19 protein-coding genes are annotated in these 17,727 nt (G+C 45.3%); 10 read left to right on the plus strand and 9 right to left on the minus strand.

Going from position 1 to position 17,727, the window contains the following annotated elements; genetic code table 11:
- Window positions 1-128 precede the first annotated feature (128 nt).
- The 3 genes from EGV92_RS06630 to EGV92_RS06640 form a co-directional block, all read right to left on the minus strand.
- A complete protein-coding gene (locus EGV92_RS06630; RefSeq protein WP_131668437.1) occupies window positions 129-1,070 on the minus strand; it encodes a mechanosensitive ion channel family protein in 942 nt (313 codons plus the stop codon).
- 128 nt (window positions 1,071-1,198) lie between these two features.
- A complete protein-coding gene (gene gloA, locus EGV92_RS06635; protein ID WP_131668438.1) occupies window positions 1,199-1,759 on the minus strand; it encodes a lactoylglutathione lyase in 561 nt (186 codons plus the stop codon).
- A gap of 213 nt (window positions 1,760-1,972) precedes the next feature.
- Window positions 1,973-2,611 carry a carbonic anhydrase gene (locus tag EGV92_RS06640; protein WP_131668439.1) on the minus strand — a complete coding sequence of 213 codons (639 nt, stop codon included), beginning with the start codon at window positions 2,609-2,611 and terminating at the stop codon, window positions 1,973-1,975.
- Between the two features lie 276 nt (window positions 2,612-2,887).
- Here EGV92_RS06640 and potA point away from each other — a divergent pair, with 276 nt between their 5' ends.
- The 4 genes from potA to EGV92_RS06660 all read left to right on the plus strand — a co-directional run bounded on the left by potA (window position 2,888) and on the right by EGV92_RS06660 (window position 6,912).
- Window positions 2,888-4,165, plus strand: coding sequence for a spermidine/putrescine ABC transporter ATP-binding protein PotA (gene potA, locus EGV92_RS06645; RefSeq protein ID WP_131668440.1), 1,278 nt, complete (start codon window positions 2,888-2,890; stop codon window positions 4,163-4,165).
- The gene (gene potB, locus EGV92_RS06650) at window positions 4,162-5,037 is read left to right on the plus strand and encodes a spermidine/putrescine ABC transporter permease PotB (protein ID WP_131668441.1); all 876 of its coding nucleotides are present in this window, start codon (window positions 4,162-4,164) and stop codon (window positions 5,035-5,037) included. Before potA ends, potB begins: the two co-directional genes overlap by 4 nt.
- Entirely contained in the window at window positions 5,037-5,834 is a 798-nt protein-coding gene (potC, locus tag EGV92_RS06655; protein ID WP_131668442.1) for a spermidine/putrescine ABC transporter permease PotC, read from the plus strand. Before potB ends, potC begins: the two co-directional genes overlap by 1 nt.
- Window positions 5,835-6,012: 178 nt before the next feature.
- A complete protein-coding gene (locus EGV92_RS06660) occupies window positions 6,013-6,912 on the plus strand; it encodes a LysR family transcriptional regulator (RefSeq protein ID WP_131668443.1) in 900 nt (299 codons plus the stop codon).
- A 64-nt stretch (window positions 6,913-6,976) separates the two neighbouring features.
- Here EGV92_RS06660 and crcB read toward each other — a convergent pair whose 3' ends face one another.
- The 4 genes from crcB to EGV92_RS06680 form a co-directional block, all read right to left on the minus strand.
- Window positions 6,977-7,348 (minus strand): fluoride efflux transporter CrcB, encoded by a 372-nt coding sequence (gene crcB, locus EGV92_RS06665; RefSeq protein ID WP_131668444.1) that lies wholly within the window; start codon window positions 7,346-7,348, stop codon window positions 6,977-6,979.
- Window positions 7,336-8,436, minus strand: a complete 1,101-nt coding sequence (tsaD, locus tag EGV92_RS06670; protein ID WP_131668445.1) for a tRNA (adenosine(37)-N6)-threonylcarbamoyltransferase complex transferase subunit TsaD — start codon at window positions 8,434-8,436, stop codon at window positions 7,336-7,338. The genes crcB and tsaD overlap by 13 nt, the downstream gene beginning before the upstream one ends.
- A 214-nt stretch (window positions 8,437-8,650) precedes the next feature.
- Window positions 8,651-9,223, minus strand: a complete 573-nt coding sequence (locus EGV92_RS06675; protein WP_131668446.1) for a c-type cytochrome — start codon at window positions 9,221-9,223, stop codon at window positions 8,651-8,653.
- Window positions 9,224-9,454: 231 nt separating this feature from the next.
- Window positions 9,455-9,844: a hypothetical protein gene (locus EGV92_RS06680; RefSeq protein WP_131668447.1), complete on the minus strand. Its 390-nt coding sequence runs from the start codon at window positions 9,842-9,844 to the stop codon at window positions 9,455-9,457.
- Between the two features lie 530 nt (window positions 9,845-10,374).
- Between EGV92_RS06680 and rpsU the strand changes: the two genes are divergently transcribed.
- Window positions 10,375-10,590, plus strand: coding sequence for a 30S ribosomal protein S21 (gene rpsU, locus EGV92_RS06685; protein ID WP_131668448.1), 216 nt, complete (start codon window positions 10,375-10,377; stop codon window positions 10,588-10,590).
- A gap of 404 nt (window positions 10,591-10,994) precedes the next feature.
- Window positions 10,995-11,444, plus strand: coding sequence for a GatB/YqeY domain-containing protein (locus EGV92_RS06690; protein ID WP_131668449.1), 450 nt, complete (start codon window positions 10,995-10,997; stop codon window positions 11,442-11,444).
- 167 nt (window positions 11,445-11,611) lie between these two features.
- On the opposite strand, the gene EGV92_RS06695 is transcribed toward EGV92_RS06690, so the two are convergent.
- Window positions 11,612-13,300 carry a M48 family metalloprotease gene (locus EGV92_RS06695; protein ID WP_131668450.1) on the minus strand — a complete coding sequence of 563 codons (1,689 nt, stop codon included), beginning with the start codon at window positions 13,298-13,300 and terminating at the stop codon, window positions 11,612-11,614.
- Between the two features lie 583 nt (window positions 13,301-13,883).
- Between EGV92_RS06695 and EGV92_RS06700 the strand changes: the two genes are divergently transcribed.
- The 4 genes from EGV92_RS06700 to thiS all read left to right on the plus strand — a co-directional run bounded on the left by EGV92_RS06700 (window position 13,884) and on the right by thiS (window position 16,623).
- Window positions 13,884-14,378, plus strand: a complete 495-nt coding sequence (locus EGV92_RS06700) for a sulfurtransferase TusA family protein (RefSeq protein ID WP_131668451.1) — start codon at window positions 13,884-13,886, stop codon at window positions 14,376-14,378.
- Window positions 14,379-15,009: 631 nt separating this feature from the next.
- Window positions 15,010-15,870, plus strand: coding sequence for an RNA polymerase sigma factor RpoH (gene rpoH / locus EGV92_RS06705; protein ID WP_131668788.1), 861 nt, complete (start codon window positions 15,010-15,012; stop codon window positions 15,868-15,870).
- Between the two features lie 89 nt (window positions 15,871-15,959).
- Window positions 15,960-16,325 (plus strand): DUF423 domain-containing protein, encoded by a 366-nt coding sequence (locus tag EGV92_RS06710; protein ID WP_131668452.1) that lies wholly within the window; start codon window positions 15,960-15,962, stop codon window positions 16,323-16,325.
- A gap of 97 nt (window positions 16,326-16,422) precedes the next feature.
- Window positions 16,423-16,623, plus strand: coding sequence for a sulfur carrier protein ThiS (gene thiS, locus EGV92_RS06715; RefSeq protein WP_131668453.1), 201 nt, complete (start codon window positions 16,423-16,425; stop codon window positions 16,621-16,623).
- 219 nt (window positions 16,624-16,842) lie between these two features.
- Here thiS and hpf read toward each other — a convergent pair whose 3' ends face one another.
- Entirely contained in the window at window positions 16,843-17,226 is a 384-nt protein-coding gene (gene hpf, locus EGV92_RS06720) for a ribosome hibernation-promoting factor, HPF/YfiA family (protein WP_131668454.1), read from the minus strand.
- Window positions 17,227-17,727: the final 501 nt, after the last annotated feature.

Raw genomic sequence — 17,727 nt, forward strand, 5'->3', positions numbered from 1 at the left:
TATCTTTAAATACTTTTCCTTCAAAACTGACCTCCCAGTACCAACCCCTTAATCATAAATAAAAAGACGCCTAATCATAGGCGTCTTTTTATTGGTGTAGGATATTATTTCTGGCTTATTTGATTGGCTCAAGACTGAGCTGGTAGATTGAGCGTGGCTCTTTTTGCAACTTTATCTACCAGCGCATCGACAGAGTCATCACCGAAATCAAGCGTTCGAATAGGGAATGGAATATTGATATTAGCGCCGTCCAATGCTGCTTTAATCGCTACTATTACCTCATGAATCGAGGCCACCTTGTTGGCTTGATTGCCATCATCAATAAACCAGCGCACCGTCAAGTCAATACTAGAACCACCAAAGCCTGTAGCAATTACTGATGGCTCAGCCAGTTTCGACACCGTTTCTGTATTTTTTAATGCCGTTAAGATAACCGCTTTGGCCTCCTCAATATCATCCTCATAGCCGATACCCACATCAATATGTAGGCGACGCTGCTTATACGCTGTATTAACCGTCAGTGCTGAGGTATATAGATCCGAGTTGGGAATGACCACTTGCGTGCCATCATAGGTACGGATCGTCGTGGCACGAATTTTAATGTCCTCTACCGTGCCCTCAAAATCCCCTGATATGATCTGATCGCCAATGCGAAAAGGCTCAGACAATAGCAGTAAGATGCCAGACAATAGATTTTGGAAGATGTCTTTGAAGGCAAAACCAATGGCAACGGACCCTATCCCTAAAGCGCCAATAAGCTTCGCGGGAGTAAAGCCAGGAATAGCGATAACCATGGCTATCATGAAACCAATAAACAATATGAGTGCACCGCCGACACGCTGAAATACCTTCACCAGATTGGCATGGCGACTGCGGTTACCCAGTAACTTCAATACCGTCTTTTTGAAGATAGCAGAGATGCCCCAAAAGAACATGAATACCACGAGCGCCACTATAAAATAGGGCACTCTAGCCACAAGATCTTCGATAATCTGATTGCCCGCCGATGCCATACTCTGGTACTCAGAGACTTTTTGCACCGCCGTAGTTTTCAAACTTTCTGCTGGCATATTGCCATTACTCCTGACTAATAAGGACGAATTTATATAGGTATCTTATAGTTACTGTATGGCTACTACAGGCAATAGGCAGACCAATGACAGACTGCCTATTGGTCGAAAAATATCGGATAAAGAGCTTAGGCCATTAGATCTGCTTGGACAATCTCGATCCAGTAGCCATCAGGGTCTTTGATGAAGGCGACGTTTTTCATCTTGCCGTCTTCAGGACGTTTTTGATAAGTGACCTGATTGGCGTCAAACCAAGCGATAGCCGCTGCCATATCTGGCACATTAAAGCAAATGTGACCAAAACCTTGTGGCTCTGAATTGCCATCATGGTAGCTAAAGCCCTCTTTGTCTTCTGTACCATAGTTATGAGTCAACTCCAAAATACCGCGCTGACGGAACGTATAGATCGTTAAGTCGTCACCTTCAGGGAGGTTCTGACGCTCTTCATCGGTTAGTTTGGCTAAGAAATACAGATCAAAACCCATCTCTTCAAACTGCTTGACGGCCAATAATGTCATGCCGAGAATACCCGTATAAAATTCGAGCGAGCGCTTGGGATCTTTTACTCGTAGCATAGTATGATTAAAGGTAAAGCCCTCAGTCTGATTAGCAATGGGGGCAACACCAGCCGTCTGAACGCTTGAAGCTGGCTGATCGATAGTAATGTCATTATTGGCTTGCTGAGTCATTAGATACCTTCTATTTTAATGAATAAGTTATAAGAGTTTAGTTAGTCCGCAATAAGTCCATTATGAGCCAAGCACAGTCGCTTAAATTGTGGCTTAAGTAGGCTTATTGCCTTGCGAATGAACAAGATCAATTGGCCCATATTAAAAAATATTAGCCGTTGTTAGTCAATGTTGGCTTTAAATCAGCTCTTGGCTTAAGCCCACTATATAGTATTAGCAGTTTAAGAATTTTACTTTACCCGTCTGCAAATCATATTCTGCGCCAACGATCAGCAGCTTGCCACTACTCACCATATCTTCTAAAATCCGCGAGCCATGCTTTAGCTGACTTACCGACATGCGGACATTAGCACGAATAGAGCGATCGATAAGCTCATCAGCATCCACATCATGCCCTGAGGCAGTAGCAAGCTCATGCAGGTTATACACACTAGGGCGAATGCGATCGACAATAGATTGCAGGTTGGGTGAATAATACTGCTCTGGGTTGATAAGCGCCTCGACACAGGCGGTCACCGCGCCGCAATGCGAGTGACCAAGCACTACAACCAGCTGCGTACCAAATTTCTCGGCGGCAAATTCTACTGAGCCAATCTGTGAGGGGGCAACGACATTACCTGCCACCCGAATCACGAACAAATCTCCAAGCCCTTGATCAAAGACGATTTCTACCGGCACTCGAGCATCTGAGCAGCCCAGAATAATTGCTACTGGGTCTTGATCGTGAGTAAGCTCAGGTCTTTTTTGCATGCAGGGGTCAGAGTCAGTCAAGCTCTCGACATAGCGGCGATTGCCTTCTTTGAGCATCGCTAGCGCTTCTTCTCCGGTCTTAGGGCGTGATGACTGAGGCATGGGGTGTCCTTATTATTGATAAAAATAGTCATGATAAAAATATTAATAGTAAGCTAAAAAGCGCTCTGCTAGGCCTCTATAAATCCCTAAATTGACCTAGGTGGCGGGGCTACTAGGCACTGATTGTACCCAAAATAATAGGCATTCTCTATAGGGCCTCTACAAATTGTACCGTGAACGTGAGGACGGTTTTGTTATAATACGCCAACAAATACTTTGCTGATTTACTATCCATTTATTTACTATTGCACTGCTACGTTATTAGGATTGCCTCTCATGCCTGACCCGCACCCTGCTCCTCTATCTACTCCGCCATCAGCCCGTCCCGCGCACCCTGATGCCAGTACTACTGATTCGGACGTTTTACTTCGGCTGTCTGGTATCAAAAAAGCCTTTGGCAGCACCGAGGTGCTTAGCGATATCAATCTAGATATCAAGCATGGAGAGTTTTTGACTTTGCTTGGTCCCTCAGGCTGTGGCAAGACCACTTTGCTACGGTTGATTGCTGGGTTTGAGCAGCCAACCCAAGGTACAATCCACTTAGATGGTGTACAGATGGCCGGACTGCCAGCAGAAAAACGTCCCGTCAATACTGTGTTTCAGCAGTATGCGCTATTTCCGCATATGAGTGTCGCGCAAAACGTCGCTTATGGCTTAAAACTCAAAAAAGTCGCCAAAGCTGAGATTAATTCACGCGTGAGCGAAGCGCTTAAGATGGTGCAGCTTGAGCATCTTGCTAATCGGAAGCCCCAAGACTTATCCGGCGGCCAGCAGCAACGTGTCGCCATCGCTCGAGCGGTCATTAATCGACCCAAGATACTGCTATTAGACGAGCCTTTATCCGCCCTTGACTATAAGCTGCGCCTACAGATGCAGTCTGAGCTAAAGCGGCTGCAGCGAGAGCTGGGTATTACCTTCGTCTTCGTCACCCATGATCAAGAAGAAGCGCTATCAATGTCTGATCGTATCGCAGTGATGAAAGACGGCCGCTTTCAGCAAATTGGTACGCCTATTGAGATTTATGAAACCCCGGCCAATCTATTTACTGCCAAGTTCATCGGTGAGACCAACCTGTTTCAGGCAGTAGTAAAAGGTGTCTATCCCACCAAGCCTGACCTAAATGGTGAGGTTACTAATGGCCGAATTGATGTCGAAGTCTGTGAGACTTCAGCGAATGAGCGGTGGTTACGCAATCTGCGCCGACCAACCTTTGCCAATGATATAGCCGTAGGCGATACCGTTAACCTACTGCTACGTCCCGAAGATTTGCGCATCTATGCCGTCGATGATGAGTCGCAGCAGGGTTTACTCGGGCAAGTGGTGGAGAGCAACTATAAAGGCAGTACTCTTGACTCAATCATTCAGCTACATAACGGCCATATGATCAAGGCTTCTGAATTCTTTGATGAAGATGACCCAAGCTTTGATTATAAGATGGGCGAGCCTGTAAAAGTCTCTTGGGTAAATGGTTGGGAATGGGTACTACCAGAAGAACATGAGACGCTAAACGTCTCTGCTAAGCCGGCTGATACCTATAAAGGTGCCGGCTCATGAGCAGTAAATTACAAGCAAAAAGCCCCTTTCGCACCGCGACCCTGTGGCTAATCTGGGGTTGGCTCATTATCTTCGCCTTACTGCCCAATCTACTGGTTATCGCCACCAGCTTTTTGACCCGCGATAGCAGCGACTTCATCAGCTTACCCGTTACGATAGATAGCTATCAGCGAATGGTGGACCCGCTATATCTTGAGGTATTTTTACATTCGCTATGGATGGCAGGGATTACCACTATACTGTGCTTGCTATTTGGCTATCCTTTTGCTTGGTTAGTGTCCAAGGCCAAAGCCCGCTGGCAGCCACTGCTAATGATGCTGCTGATCCTACCCTTTTGGACCAACTCTTTGGTACGCACTTATGCCCTTAAGCTATTATTCGCCAATAATGGCTTAATTAACAAGCTACTATTGAGTATAGGACTCATCGATAAACCGATCGATATCCTATACACCCAAGGTGCCGTTATCGCTGGTTTAACCTATCTGTTGTTTCCTTTTATGGTATTGCCGCTCTACGCCGTCTTTACTGACCTTCGTGATGATATGCTGCTTGCTTCCAAAGACTTAGGAGCCTCTAAGCTACAGACCTTCTGGCATGTAGTACTGCCCTTGACCACACCTGGGGTAATATCGGGCGTATTGCTAGTACTGCTACCCGCCATGGGTATGTTCTATGTGGCCGATATTTTGGGCGGTGCGCGCAATCTACTGGTTGGAAACATCATCAAAAACCAATTTTTGGATGCTAGAGACTGGCCTTTTGGCGCAGCTGCTAGTGTACTTCTGACCCTAGCCATGGCTTTGCTATTATGGGCGTATCATGCCAGTAGTCGCCGCATTGGCAAAACTGACTTTAATGAGGTGGCGTAATGAAAACGAGTTCCCGTCACTCCTCTGGTCGCTCTTTTGCTTGGTTAGGCCGCAGCTATCTTGGCCTGATTTATGCCCTACTGTATCTGCCGATTATCGTTTTGGTGGTGATGTCATTCAATAAATCCAAGATTGGCTATAACTGGGGCGGCTTTAGTCTGAAGTGGTATGAGTCATTATTTAACAATCAGGCTATGGTCGATGCCTTTTTGCATTCGATCTGGCTAGGGCTTGCCGCGGCCACGGTATCCACACTGATTGGTACCCTGACTGCCTTAGCGCTACATCGCTACGACTTTCGCGGTAAAGGACTGCTCAATGGCTTATTATTCGTACTGATGATGTCACCTGAGATTGTACTGGCCATCTCCCTACTGGCGCTGTTTCTCCTCGTTGGCATGCAGCTTGGCTTTGTCTCATTACTCATCGCCCATATTACCTTTTGCTTACCGTTCGTGGTCATTACGGTCTTCGCACGGCTAAGCAGTCTCGATGAGCGCTTGATGGAGGCAGCGCGAGACTTAGGCGCAAACGAATCCACTATGGTGCGCACAGTATTGATTCCAGTTATCTTCCCCGCTGTCATGGCAGGTTGGCTACTGGCCTTCACTTTGTCTCTTGACGATGTCGTGGTATCGACCTTTGTTACTGGTCCCAGTTATGAGATTCTCCCCCTGCGAATCTACTCGATGGTACGAGTCGGACTCAAGCCTGAAGTCAATGCTGTCGGTACGCTGCTGCTCGGTGCTTCACTAATTTTGGTGGTCATTTCACAATTATTACTACGTAAACGCTAACTAAGCTCAGCAGCTGGTAGCAGCCTCATCTCAATGTCTAACGCTGCATTGTAATTTTATTAACAACAGACGATAAAAACGGTGAATTTCAAATGTCATTCACCGTTTTTTAAATTATAATGAATTTATTTCAATTTTATATTTTAGTCTCACGACCTGACGGTGGATCGCTTTTTTTATGTTAGAACTTCGCCATTTAAAGACCTTGACCGCCCTTAGGGCACATGGCTCTCTAGCCGCTGCTGCCGATGAGCTTCATGTCACAGCATCCGCGGTATCGCACCAGCTAAAAGAGCTGGAAAACTACTATGATGTCAGTCTCGTCAATCGGCGAACGCGGCCATTAACGTTTACCCCAGCTGGCAAGGCGGTATTGAAGCTTGCAGATAGTATCCTACCGCAAGTCACACGAACCAAAGCCAACCTAAAACGACTGGCCCACGGGCAGGCGGGTAGACTGCGCCTAGCTTCTGAGTGTCATAGCTGCTTTGATTGGCTAATGCCTATCTTGAATAAATACCGGCGCGAGTGGTCAGATGTCGAGCTAGACTTCGCCACAGGCTTTGAGCCTGAGCCGCATCATCTACTATTAGAAGGTGATATTGATCTGCTGATTACCGCGAGCAATCTAGAGCTTGAGGGCGTCGCCTATCAGCCACTATTCGAATACGAAAGCCGCTTGGTACTATCCCCTACCCATCCACTTGCTGAAGAAACCACCGCGATTCAACCCAGCCAATTAGCAGATCAGACTTTGATTGCCTATCCTGTCGAAGCTAAACGTCTGGATATTATTGCTAAATTTATGACCCCCGCTGAGGTCAGCTTTAAGCAAATTCGCACGACTGACTTAACCGCGATGCTGATTCAACTGGTCGCTAGCGAGCGCGGTGTGGCTGCACTCCCTGACTGGGTAGTGGCAGAATATGAGAAAAAGGGCTGGGTAGTGTCACGGCCCCTTGGACATGGTATCTATTGTCAGCTATATGCCGCCACGCGAGTATCGAGCAAAGATACGGCGTATATGCAGGGTTTCGCCAATCTACTAGAAGGGCTGGTAAAACCGGCTAATTTGTAAATCCAGACTCTAGGGCATCAATGGTCAAGTTTAGTGCTGCTCTAATAGCAGCGCTTGGAGTAGCTTACCAAAACCCTTTGGTCAGATAGTAACCTACGGCAGTAGCAAATAAGGTGAAACAGACATGCAAAGCAATAAGAACGAGGCCAGCTAGTAGTTTACCGCTATTTAAGATACCAAATACCTCAGCACTGAAGCTGCTAAACGTAGTCAGACCGCCTAAGAAGCCAGTAACGACAAACAGTCTAACGTGCGGCGACAAACTTGTACCAAATCGCTCGAAAACAACGATAGCGATGCCGATTAATAGCCCACCAAGCACATTCGCCCCAAGAGTACCAAAGGGAATCCAATGCTCGATCGCATTGAAGCGCGATAACCAAGCTCGTAAGCATGCTCCTATAGCCGCTCCTAAACCAATCGCTAACCACTGCATCCATTACCTCGCTGCTCTGCTATTGCAACACTGCCGCTGACTGCAGGTAGCTCATCAATATTCCACCTTGGTACGCAGCTGACAGACAAGTCATCTGCTTGCCCAGCGACAAGCCGCTCAAAACCGGCATAAGCGATCATTGCCCCATTATCCGTACATAGAGCGGGTGGAGCATAATGGACCGTCGCCTGAATTTTGCCCAGTTCACGAGTTAACATCTCACGCAAGTGCGTGTTAGCGCTAACGCCGCCAGCGATGACCAATCGGCGCATGTTGGTCTGCTTTAGGGCTTTGACGCACTTCTTGACCAAAGTATCGACGACGGCATGTTGAAAGCTAGCAGCAATATCAGCTCGGACTTGATCATTACTATTATCTCCTGCTAGGTCAGAGCCATCAGTATCTTTGATGAGATTGTGCACCGCTGTTTTCATCCCACTAAATGAGAAATCAAGGCCTTTGTGGAGCATCGGCCGCGGTAGCTCATAAGCGTTTGGGTCCCCTGTCTCAGCCAGTTTAGCGATGTTTGGTCCACCCGGATAAGGCAGCCCAAGCATCTTAGCGGCTTTATCAAAGCACTCTCCAGCCGCATCATCTATCGACTCTCCCAATATCTCATACTGACCCACGCCACGCGCTGCGACAAGCATGGTATGCCCACCAGATACCAGTAACGACACGAAGGGAAAGTCTGGAGGATTGGCCCCCATCAATGGCGCTAATAAATGACCTTCCATATGATGCACGCCGATAGCAGGAATGCCAAGGCCAAAGGCTAAGCTGCGGCCAAATAGCGCGCCTGTCATCAGTGCGCCGATTAGTCCTGGACCTTTGGTATAAGCTATCGCATCAATATCAGTCTTACTGAGTTGGCATTGCTCAAGTAACTCATGAAATAAGGGCACTAATTTGCGAATGTGATCACGACTGGCCAGCTCAGGGACGACACCACCATAAGTAGCGTGTAGCTCAATCTGTGAATACAATACTTGACCGACTAAACCTTGATTTGGGCTGTCTATCTGCTCACTGTCAAATATGGCCAGTCCTGTCTCGTCGCATGAGGTCTCAAGTCCTAATACTTTCATAATCTTGCCTACTTAACTCTTTATCATTAATCGCCAGTTATTGATCACCAGTCGGTGATGCTCAACCTTCAATCACTCGTTACTGCTCGTTACCACCCATGACCATAAATGCAGCTACGACAGCTGGACTATGAGTGATTGACTATAAAAAACCGCCATTGCCGAGGACAATGACGGTAGTGTAGCAAATTTACAAGGTATTCAGGGTATAGACTTAGCTTGCCTCAGCAATCATATAGTCTACCGCAGCGTGCACTTCAGCTTCGCTCACGCCATTGACAGCTTGAGGTGGCATCTTGTTAAAACCTTGCGCTGAGTGCTCGTATAGCGTCTCTTTACCTTTAGCAATATGCGGCGCCCAAGCTTCTTTATTGCCGAATTTAGGAGCCTCTAGCAGACCAGTGGCATGACAAGCTTGGCACTGGCGCTCATATAACGCTTTACCCGCATCAGCAGACAACTCAGTGTCAGAACCAGCAGCGGCAGCCGTTTCTTCTACCGCCACACCATCAGCATCAGCGTCTTGAGCTATTGCCTCTTCAGCTACAGCAGGCTCTGTCACAGGTACTGACTCGGCGCTAGTTTCCTCTGCTGGCGCTTCTTGTATTGCTTCTTCAACAATAGTCGTTTCAGCCGCGGGCGCTTCAGCTGCTGGCTCGACACTAGCGCTATCATCGCTTTTGCTACAAGCACTAAGTCCAGTAGCGGCCGTCAAAATCAACAGTGCTGATAAGGACTTGGCAATACGGTTACGACGATTTAGGGAATAATATTGGCTGGGGGTCATAAGTTGGCTCCTTGCTGGTAAGGTTCCGAGACTAGCGACATACCACTCCTACCTATCAAAACATCCATATTAAAGTGCCAATATTAAACTGATATCAAAGCAGTAATATTAAAGTGCCAACGCCATAATGATGCTACAAAATCAGCAAGCTTTGTCAGTCTTCTTTCGATCAATATTGGTTTCTTTAAATGGTCTTAGTAGGGTGTCTCTAGCACCTCGAAACGAAAATGTCTAGTTGGTGGTACTGGCATCTGCGGCGTTAGCTGTATCAGCAGTCGCGGCTTCAGCAGTATCGGTCGTAGCGTCGGTTGGGCTTACTGCCGCCGCTGCATCTGCTTCCGCTTCAGGGTTGGCTTCAGCATCAGTAGCTGGCGCAGCTGTATCGGCTGCATCTCCTTCTCCATCAGCCGTATCAACTTGCGGCGCAGGCGTGGTTTCAAATTCAATGACTTCTGCTTCAGGGGCATTAGCACGCGCCAACTCAGCGGCTTCTTCCACTCTATCTGGCGCTTTAACTTCTTCATGGCCTTCACCACCACACGCACTAAGCAACACTGCACCAAATGACACAGTAGCCATTAAGATAGCTTTTGGCAGAGTACCTTTAATCGATTTATTCATACAGTTATCCTCATGAAATCAATAAAATTTGTCAGTAAAATACTTAATCAATATTAAGGTTATCATAGCATATATCCCCAAAATTCAATGTTAAAAAGACTTAATTTTAGTAAGGATATACATACTTACCAGTTCAATTGGCGCTCACAGCTTTAAATACGATTGGTTGATTATATTCAGGCAATATATCGCGCTATGTTAATTACTTGTTAACTGCGTTATTGATGCCTTAATAAGATAATTGCTTAAAAAACCAACCATTTCATTGGTATCAATAGGTGGATTAATTATTTCCATAAATATTGACATTAATGGCTTAGTATTATAGAATATCCGCCCTTATGCTATAGTAATAGATATTTAGCATTTACCTATAAGTTATTGATTGCCGTTTATCTTATAGACGGGCAATGATTTATATATTTTCCTAGTTTGAGCTGATGCCGCTAATATTGAGACCATGCGGCTAATACTAATCACACAGCCAAGCTAATGCCATTATATTGTCTCAATCCATATAAGGAGTCTTCATGCCTGCAGTTAAGGTTAAAGAAAACGAACCCGTTGATATCGCTATCCGCCGTTTTAAGCGTGCTTGTGAAAAAGCAGGCGTCTTATCTGACGTTCGTAAACGTGAGTTTTACGAAAAACCAACGCAAGAGCGCAAGCGTAAAAAAGCCGCTGCAGTTAAGCGTTATAAGAAAAAACTTCAGCGTGAATCAATCCGTACTACGCGTATGTACTAAGCAATTGACCTTAGGTCTTTGCGCTAGTAGCTAGTAGTAGCTGAAATACTGAATACTCTTAGAATAAGAGACTGATAGTCCCTATCATGGCTGAAGCTTATTAAATAAGCTTTAACATTATCAAATATGTGATAGTAGAGAGCGACGGTTTGCCACACTATTGGAGCTATTGTTAAAGCTCTAATTTGTTGATTAAACCTTTCCTCTACTGTATTTGATAAACACAAGACTTAATTGACGCTTGATAGTCTTAAGGCTCTTATACAATAAGTATCTGCTACCTAATGTGGTTAGCAAAATGCTTATATAAACGCCACTGTTATCTAATGATTTCAGTGGCGTTTTTTATGCTACAATTTTTGTCGATTTTATTGAATCTAATTCTATGATGGTAAGGAAATGTAATGAGCGCATTAAAAAATACGATAACGGAAAGCGTAAAAACCGCCATGAAAGCTCGTGAGCTTGAGAAAGTTAAAGTGCTACGCAATGTGCAATCAGTTATCAAACAGATTGAGATAGATCGTCAAATTGAGCTTGATGACACGGGCGTATTAGAAATCCTGCAAAAGCAGCTAAAGCAGCGTCAAGAATCACTAGCGGTATTCACAGACAATGGTCGTGATGATCTGGCACAAAAAGAGCAGTTTGAGATCGACATCATCAACGAGTTTATGCCACAACAGATGAGTGACGAAGCACTGGCCGAATTGGTCAATGAAGAAATCGCGAGCCAAGGCGCTACGTCTATGAAAGATATGGGCAAAGTCATGGCCGCACTCAAAGCAAAGACCACTGGTCAAGCTGATCCTGCTACGGTATCCAAACTTGTGAAGCTAGCGCTGCAAGGCTAGTCGGTTAGGCTCATTACCCTTAATAAAGTAATAAAACTAGATGAGAGCCAAAAAGCGGCACTAAAAGCGAGCTTTGTTATGGTTGCAACAAGAACCTAGCAAAAGCTCGCTCGCGTTTAAACATCACGTAAAATGTAAATACACAGTTTAAATACATCGAACTGGCTTTAAGGCTTAAAGTCTCTGGCCACTTTGATAGCATCAATTTCGCTTTTAACAGTCGCTGACAGAGATTTATTTGACGCTTGTTTCGCTAAGCGCGAGGCTTGAGTCAATGATACAAGCGCGTCGTCATATCTGCCTTGCCACAGCTCCACCTGACCACGATAGCGAAGGGCGTTGATTGTAGCGATCTGTGATAAGGACGTATCACTGGTGTGCTTAGCCAGATAATCATTGGCCTGCTGTAGTCCTCGCCAGGCCTGAATATCGCTTGGCTGTGACTGCGTTAGTGGCTTAAGTAGCGTTTGTGCTCGCTGCGCTTGTCCCAATACCGTCAACACCTGTGCTAAATATAAACGTAGATCGCGGCGTTCAGGGTACAGATACTGCTGAGCCTGAAGAATATTCGCCGCCTCTTGCCAGTCACCTTGTGCTCGAACAAGCTCACTCCGAGTAATCGATAATAGTGGCTCAAGGGCAGCCTGTTGGCTTGCAGGTTGCTGCTGCAAAGCTGCAAGTTCAGACTTCGCTTCATCAAAGCGTTGCTGCTTGGCGTACCAGCTAATGAGTGCCAAAGCAGCGCCAGAGCTTTTCGTCGCTGCCGTTTTGAGTGCTTGCTCGTTGGCCTGATTAGTCAAAAACTGAACGCGCCAATATAGCAAGTCAAATTGTGCTTGCTTTTGTGATTGCGCCGTCAGCCCCGTAGTGGGATACTGCTGCGCTCTACTTTGTGCTTCACTAAGACGCTCAGCGCTCAACGGGTGAGAGCGTACAAAGCTTGGTAGGAAGCCGTTAGCCGTTTGATTGAGCTGACTGTGGGCATTTAAAGTGGCAAAGAACCTTGGCATGGCCTTAGGGTCAAACCCAGCTTGGGTCATAATCTGCATACCGACGCGGTCTGCTTCACGCTCGTTGTCGCGGCTAAAGGCCATCTGACTGTCTAACGCTGCGGTTTGACTGCCCATCATAATGGCGGTAGCCGCATCTCCGTCTGCTCCAGAAGCCGCTATCGCTGCAAGCAGCCCTCCTAGCTGTAGCAGTAGTGCTTTTCGCCGTGCTTCATCACTGTGCTCATAGTGGCGCTGGCTTAAGTGAGCGACTTCATGGGCCAGCACACTGGCGATCTCATCCATACTTTTAGCAGCAGTAATGGTGCCTGAATTAAGACCAATCACGCCGCCAGGAATAGCAAAAGCATTAATAGCCGGATCATTGATAAGTACTAGCGCTAAAGGCGCTTGCTGACGTACTTGAGCGTTTAATCGCCACGTCATATCTTGAATCACTGATTGCACCCATGGGTCTTCGAGGGTCGCCACCTGACCATTTAAGCGCTGTAATGACCATTCGCCTATCAAGCGGTTTTGATACTGGTCAGCAAAGCTGACTCCCTGCCGACTGAGATCTGGTACCCGAAATGCAGAATTACCCGAAGTATTGGGGTTATAGCGGGTACTGCCTAGTGCCGATGGGGTTGTCGTCAGATAGCTATCTGCTGAAATAGAGGGCTCTGCTGTGACAGCCGCTGATACTGTAGTGGCACTGAGCGCTATACTGACGCCTAACGCGACACAACGTAGCGGAGCACAGCTAATCTGATAGCCCAAATCGATAGCACAGTCAGTAAAGTCGGTTTTAAGCCCGATATTAACATGGCTACTAAATCTACGAAGGTCACTGGTTGTTTTTATCATATTGGTCTATTGCCACGGGCTATCATCTAATAGGCTATATTGGTTTATGCGGACTGTTGAGACAAAATTGGCCTTTATGCCATCTGTAGCTACCTTTATTTCAAAGGCTTTTACTTAACTAAAGATTGTGTCGACGAGGACATAATGACTATACGAGGTTGTCTAGAAGGGGTCAATACGACTGACCATAATGATGCCAATGGGTGACGTTAGAGTAATAATGCCCCTATGAAATACCCTGTAAAGAACTTTGCTAGAGATAGTTGTGCTAAAAATTATGACAAGCGCTTACGCTTTTTGCATACCAACTAGAAGTTTATTATCAAGCGCTGTGTCAGTCCATCTTACATTGTCTTTCTTTAGAATTATTATATGATAGTGTCTATTAAGAAGTACTATTGGTCGGCTGATAGTCTTTTTGCATTATTGTCTTTTTACCTTATTATTGACCCGTCACTATTTACACTTTTTGTAGATTATTAGACGACTCGACTTTATCTGCTCATTCACTTTAATGTACAAAATTTCTTACTCTTTTTACCAACGATTCTTTTGCGACGTTCTGTAATACTAGGTTCATTATATGTCCACTTTCAATTCACTATCTAAGACAGATGACACGTCTACCCTTCCTGTTTTTGAGTTGGCAGAAACCCTCTCAGACCATGAGCGAGAAGTCATCCAGTCATTTTTAACGCAGGCACCGCTGTGCTTAGCTCAAGCATCAGACGATAAAGCAAAGAGCACCCAAGGCATCCCTATTGTGGCTGTCGTTGATGGTCGGGGACTGGCCTGCCCCATGCCGCTACTAAAGACCAAAGTAGCATTAAGAGAGGTCAATGTTGGTGAAGCGCTATATGTCATCGCTACCGACCCAAACTCAAGAGCAGACATTGCGGCTTTTTGCCAGCAGCAAGCCAATCGTCACCAAACCACAGCATCCTCATCAGCATTACGGTTATTGCTACAATATCAAAGCCAAGCTAATGCAGATAGTGATGACTCAGAAAATAACTCTCTCTCAGCGGTTACTGATACATTCTTTCACTTCATCATTACTAAAATGGATAGCAACTAAACAACTCTATCCTTTACAATCAAAACTAGCATTCGCATAATTTACAGTCATAGATAAGCTAACAAGCCAGCATAAAAGTGAGTTGCCAAACTAATTGGTCAACCATGATGGCTTAAGTGACAAGATTAATAGCTTAAATAATAAAGGACTTTTAAAGTAAGGCACCTTAAAGTTTTGCTAAACGACTTTTAGTATGACTCGCTTATGATTAAAATAGATCTCTTATGACTAAAATAGAAAGTAGATATCAGCATTATATAATTTAAAGTGCCCATCAGCTTTCGTACACTGAGTCTAATGGATATATTTTGATAGGTAACCGCTCTACGATGCCCATTATTTTATGATCTTATGCACAGTCCTAAATATCTTATAATGTCTTATTTACATATCCAAATTACGACTTTACAAGCAATTATTTATCTCATTAAAGATCAAACATTAAGGTTAGCTCATGGCAAACTCCACCACAACAGGCACCGCGTCCACTGCCGCTAATAAGTCTGCAAAATCACAGACTAGCGTAAAGAAATCCACTGCGCCTGCCGGTGGAGCAACGAATGCGGCAGCAAAGCCTCCTTATGATGCTAGCGCATTGGCGACCACCAGTACCCGCGATTTGGTCCCCGCCATGCCCACCCATCTATCAGCACCCGGCGTCAATCTTGGGGCTTATATTAATACCGTACACCAGATTCCTATTCTCACCACCGAGCAGGAGCAAGAGCTGGCTCACCGCTATTATGATGAAGGTGATGTTGAGGCAGCAAGGCTGCTGGTCATGTCTCACCTGCGCTTCGTCATCCACATTGCTCGTAGCTACTCAGGTTATGGCTTACCCCAAGCTGACTTGATTCAAGAGGGCAATCTTGGCCTAATGAAAGCGGTAAAGCGCTTTGACCCTAATAAGGGAGTGCGCCTAGTCTCCTTTGCCGTGCATTGGATCAAAGCAGAAATCCACGAGTTCGTCATTCGTAACTGGCGTATCGTCAAGGTGGCGACCACCAAAGCCCATCGTAAGCTATTCTTTAACTTACGTAGTCTAAAAAAGACCAACAATCAGCTCACCTTAGAAGAAGCGGATGCTATCGCTAATGATCTGAATGTGACACGAAAACAAGTGCTTGAGATGGAGTCACGCTTGACCTCTTATGACGCCTCTTTTGAAGCGCAGTCTAGCGACGATGATGAGGGCCGCTATGCGCCGCAACTGTTTTTGGAAGATGGTATAGACCCTGCTGAGATGGTTGAGGAAGCTGACTGGGAGGAGAATAACTCTTCTGCGCTTATTGCGGCTATGGATACTTTAGATGAGCGCTCCCGCGACATCGTCGAGCAGCGCTGGCTATCTGAGCAAAAATCGACCTTGCATGAGCTGGCCGCTGTTTATGACATCTCTGCTGAGCGCGTGCGCCAGATTGAAAAAAATGCTATGGACAAAATCCGTGAGGCGATGACCATAGAGAGCGTCATTATGCCCGATGATATCTAGCCTAATTGCTAGATAGCTTGGGATGCTTCTATCACCAACTTTATTGATATACCTTATAATAAAATCAAAAACAGTAACGGACTTTACTCATGTTAAATTGGGTTGGAATTGCAGCAGTTAATTTGGCGCTTGCTGTCGGTCTTGGTGCCTTTGGCGCACATGGTCTCAAGAGTATCGCTACCAGTCAGCAACTCGACTGGTGGCATACAGCGACCCTTTATCTTTTGATACATGCTACGGGGCTGTTGGCGGTCGGTATCCTTATTCGCTTACAGATAACGACACCGATGCCCGCTTGGCTACTACAGATTGGCGTGCTGATATTCGCAGGAACATTATACGCGATGGCGTTAGGCGCGCCGCGTTGGTTCGGTGCCATCACCCCTATTGGCGGAGTGTTAATGATTGTAGGCTGGCTATGGCTTGCCGTGACTGCGTTTCGCTATCAGGGTTAACTCAAAGATCGTTTTTCGATATTGACTGCCAATAACCGCTACCCCCTATAATACTAACTAATATAGATTACTATCGTGCAACGAGGAGGCCCTACCCATGAGTATCGTCACAGTTAATGGTAAAACACTGCAAACTACTCATCAGACTGTTCAACTGTTGGTCAATGAGCTGGGCTTAAGTGAAGGTCGATACGCGGTAGAGGTCGATGGTGAGCTTATTCCTAAAAGCCAACTGGCTCAGACGCGCATTAGAGAAGGCATGGTCATCGAAGTGGTGCAAGCGGTCGGCGGCGGTTGATAGATATCGATTCGCAAATGATGACGTTATAAATCAATACTTATCACGGCTTATGATGGTATAAAAAAGCCCGCTTAATCAGTATATTAAGCGGGCTTTTTAGTCTTTTATCGCTAGAGTTAGCTATGCTAAATCATAGTCTAATTTGATAATAATCTTATCTAACCTATTTAACATCGCCAACCTATTTAAAGTTATCTAAAACTAGACTGTAATATATTATGCCACGCCCACACCAAGGTTATCATCAATCTCTATTGGTGGCAGGTCACGTTTAGGGCTGCGTGATTTTCGCTCTATTCTGGTTTTGTACTTTCGAACTTGGCGATCAAGTTTGTCCGCCATGGCATTGATGGCCAGATACATATCATCATCGTAAGCTTGTACGAACATCTCTTGACCAGCTACGCGCATAATGGCTTCAGCTTTGTGATTATTTTTGCCGCTATGGCTGGTTTCTGTGCGATGATTATCAAGAGATAGGATGACTTTGATACTTTGAATCTGATCAAAATGACGCTCCACTTTTTCAAGCTTATCCATAACTGCTGATTTCATGGCGTCTGTTACACTGATATGGTGGCCACTGATGGAAATATTCATATGCCTGTTCCTTGTGATGATCATGTCATAAAGTGTAATTATGTCGCCTAAGCGGCTATGACTATAATTACCTCCTCAATGGGTTGCAGATAACCTACTTGTTCTAAAAGACTTTTCTATCCTATCAACCCCTTGCTATACGAGGAGCTTAGCGATATAGGTGCTTTTATTTTAAAGATTATATTGGCTATTGAGGTTCATTTAATTTGTCATGAAATCGAAGTACTGACAAGGTCTTATAGTGTAACTATTTGTAAATAACGCTTTTGTTTTAACTGTATTTTTATATAATCGAAAAATTTTATTTTGTTTCCTAACCCGTCTCTTTCTATTTAAAACGCCTCTCTTTTTTATCATCAAATACGCTAGATATACCACAGGATTATTGACCGATAGTTTGGCTGCTTCAGTCATATAATGACTTTGAATCAGTAACGCTGTATAAATGAAAATGACGCTTTGTTAAGGGCGCTACTGCCTATTAGGCTAGGTTAAGACTTA

The organism is Psychrobacter pygoscelis, assembly GCF_004335015.1.
Lineage (GTDB): Bacteria > Pseudomonadota > Gammaproteobacteria > Pseudomonadales > Moraxellaceae > Psychrobacter > Psychrobacter pygoscelis.

Coding starts and splice junctions, on each gene's coding strand:
- potA (WP_131668440.1), top strand. CDS start 2,888: ATGCCTGACCCGCACCCTGCTCCTCTATCTACTCCGCCATCAGCCCGT.
- EGV92_RS06660 (WP_131668443.1), top strand. CDS start 6,013: ATGTTAGAACTTCGCCATTTAAAGACCTTGACCGCCCTTAGGGCACAT.
- EGV92_RS06675 (WP_131668446.1), bottom strand. CDS start 9,223: ATGACCCCCAGCCAATATTATTCCCTAAATCGTCGTAACCGTATTGCC.
- crcB (WP_131668444.1), bottom strand. CDS start 7,348: ATGCAGTGGTTAGCGATTGGTTTAGGAGCGGCTATAGGAGCATGCTTA.
- rpoH (WP_131668788.1), top strand. CDS start 15,010: ATGCCCACCCATCTATCAGCACCCGGCGTCAATCTTGGGGCTTATATT.
- EGV92_RS06700 (WP_131668451.1), top strand. CDS start 13,884: ATGTCCACTTTCAATTCACTATCTAAGACAGATGACACGTCTACCCTT.
- EGV92_RS06680 (WP_131668447.1), bottom strand. CDS start 9,844: ATGAATAAATCGATTAAAGGTACTCTGCCAAAAGCTATCTTAATGGCT.
- EGV92_RS06710 (WP_131668452.1), top strand. CDS start 15,960: ATGTTAAATTGGGTTGGAATTGCAGCAGTTAATTTGGCGCTTGCTGTC.
- EGV92_RS06690 (WP_131668449.1), top strand. CDS start 10,995: ATGAGCGCATTAAAAAATACGATAACGGAAAGCGTAAAAACCGCCATG.
- gloA (WP_131668438.1), bottom strand. CDS start 1,759: ATGACTCAGCAAGCCAATAATGACATTACTATCGATCAGCCAGCTTCA.
- thiS (WP_131668453.1), top strand. CDS start 16,423: ATGAGTATCGTCACAGTTAATGGTAAAACACTGCAAACTACTCATCAG.
- tsaD (WP_131668445.1), bottom strand. CDS start 8,436: ATGAAAGTATTAGGACTTGAGACCTCATGCGACGAGACAGGACTGGCC.
- potC (WP_131668442.1), top strand. CDS start 5,037: ATGAAAACGAGTTCCCGTCACTCCTCTGGTCGCTCTTTTGCTTGGTTA.
- rpsU (WP_131668448.1), top strand. CDS start 10,375: ATGCCTGCAGTTAAGGTTAAAGAAAACGAACCCGTTGATATCGCTATC.
- hpf (WP_131668454.1), bottom strand. CDS start 17,226: ATGAATATTTCCATCAGTGGCCACCATATCAGTGTAACAGACGCCATG.
- EGV92_RS06640 (WP_131668439.1), bottom strand. CDS start 2,611: ATGCCTCAGTCATCACGCCCTAAGACCGGAGAAGAAGCGCTAGCGATG.
- potB (WP_131668441.1), top strand. CDS start 4,162: ATGAGCAGTAAATTACAAGCAAAAAGCCCCTTTCGCACCGCGACCCTG.
- EGV92_RS06630 (WP_131668437.1), bottom strand. CDS start 1,070: ATGCCAGCAGAAAGTTTGAAAACTACGGCGGTGCAAAAAGTCTCTGAG.
- EGV92_RS06695 (WP_131668450.1), bottom strand. CDS start 13,300: ATGATAAAAACAACCAGTGACCTTCGTAGATTTAGTAGCCATGTTAAT.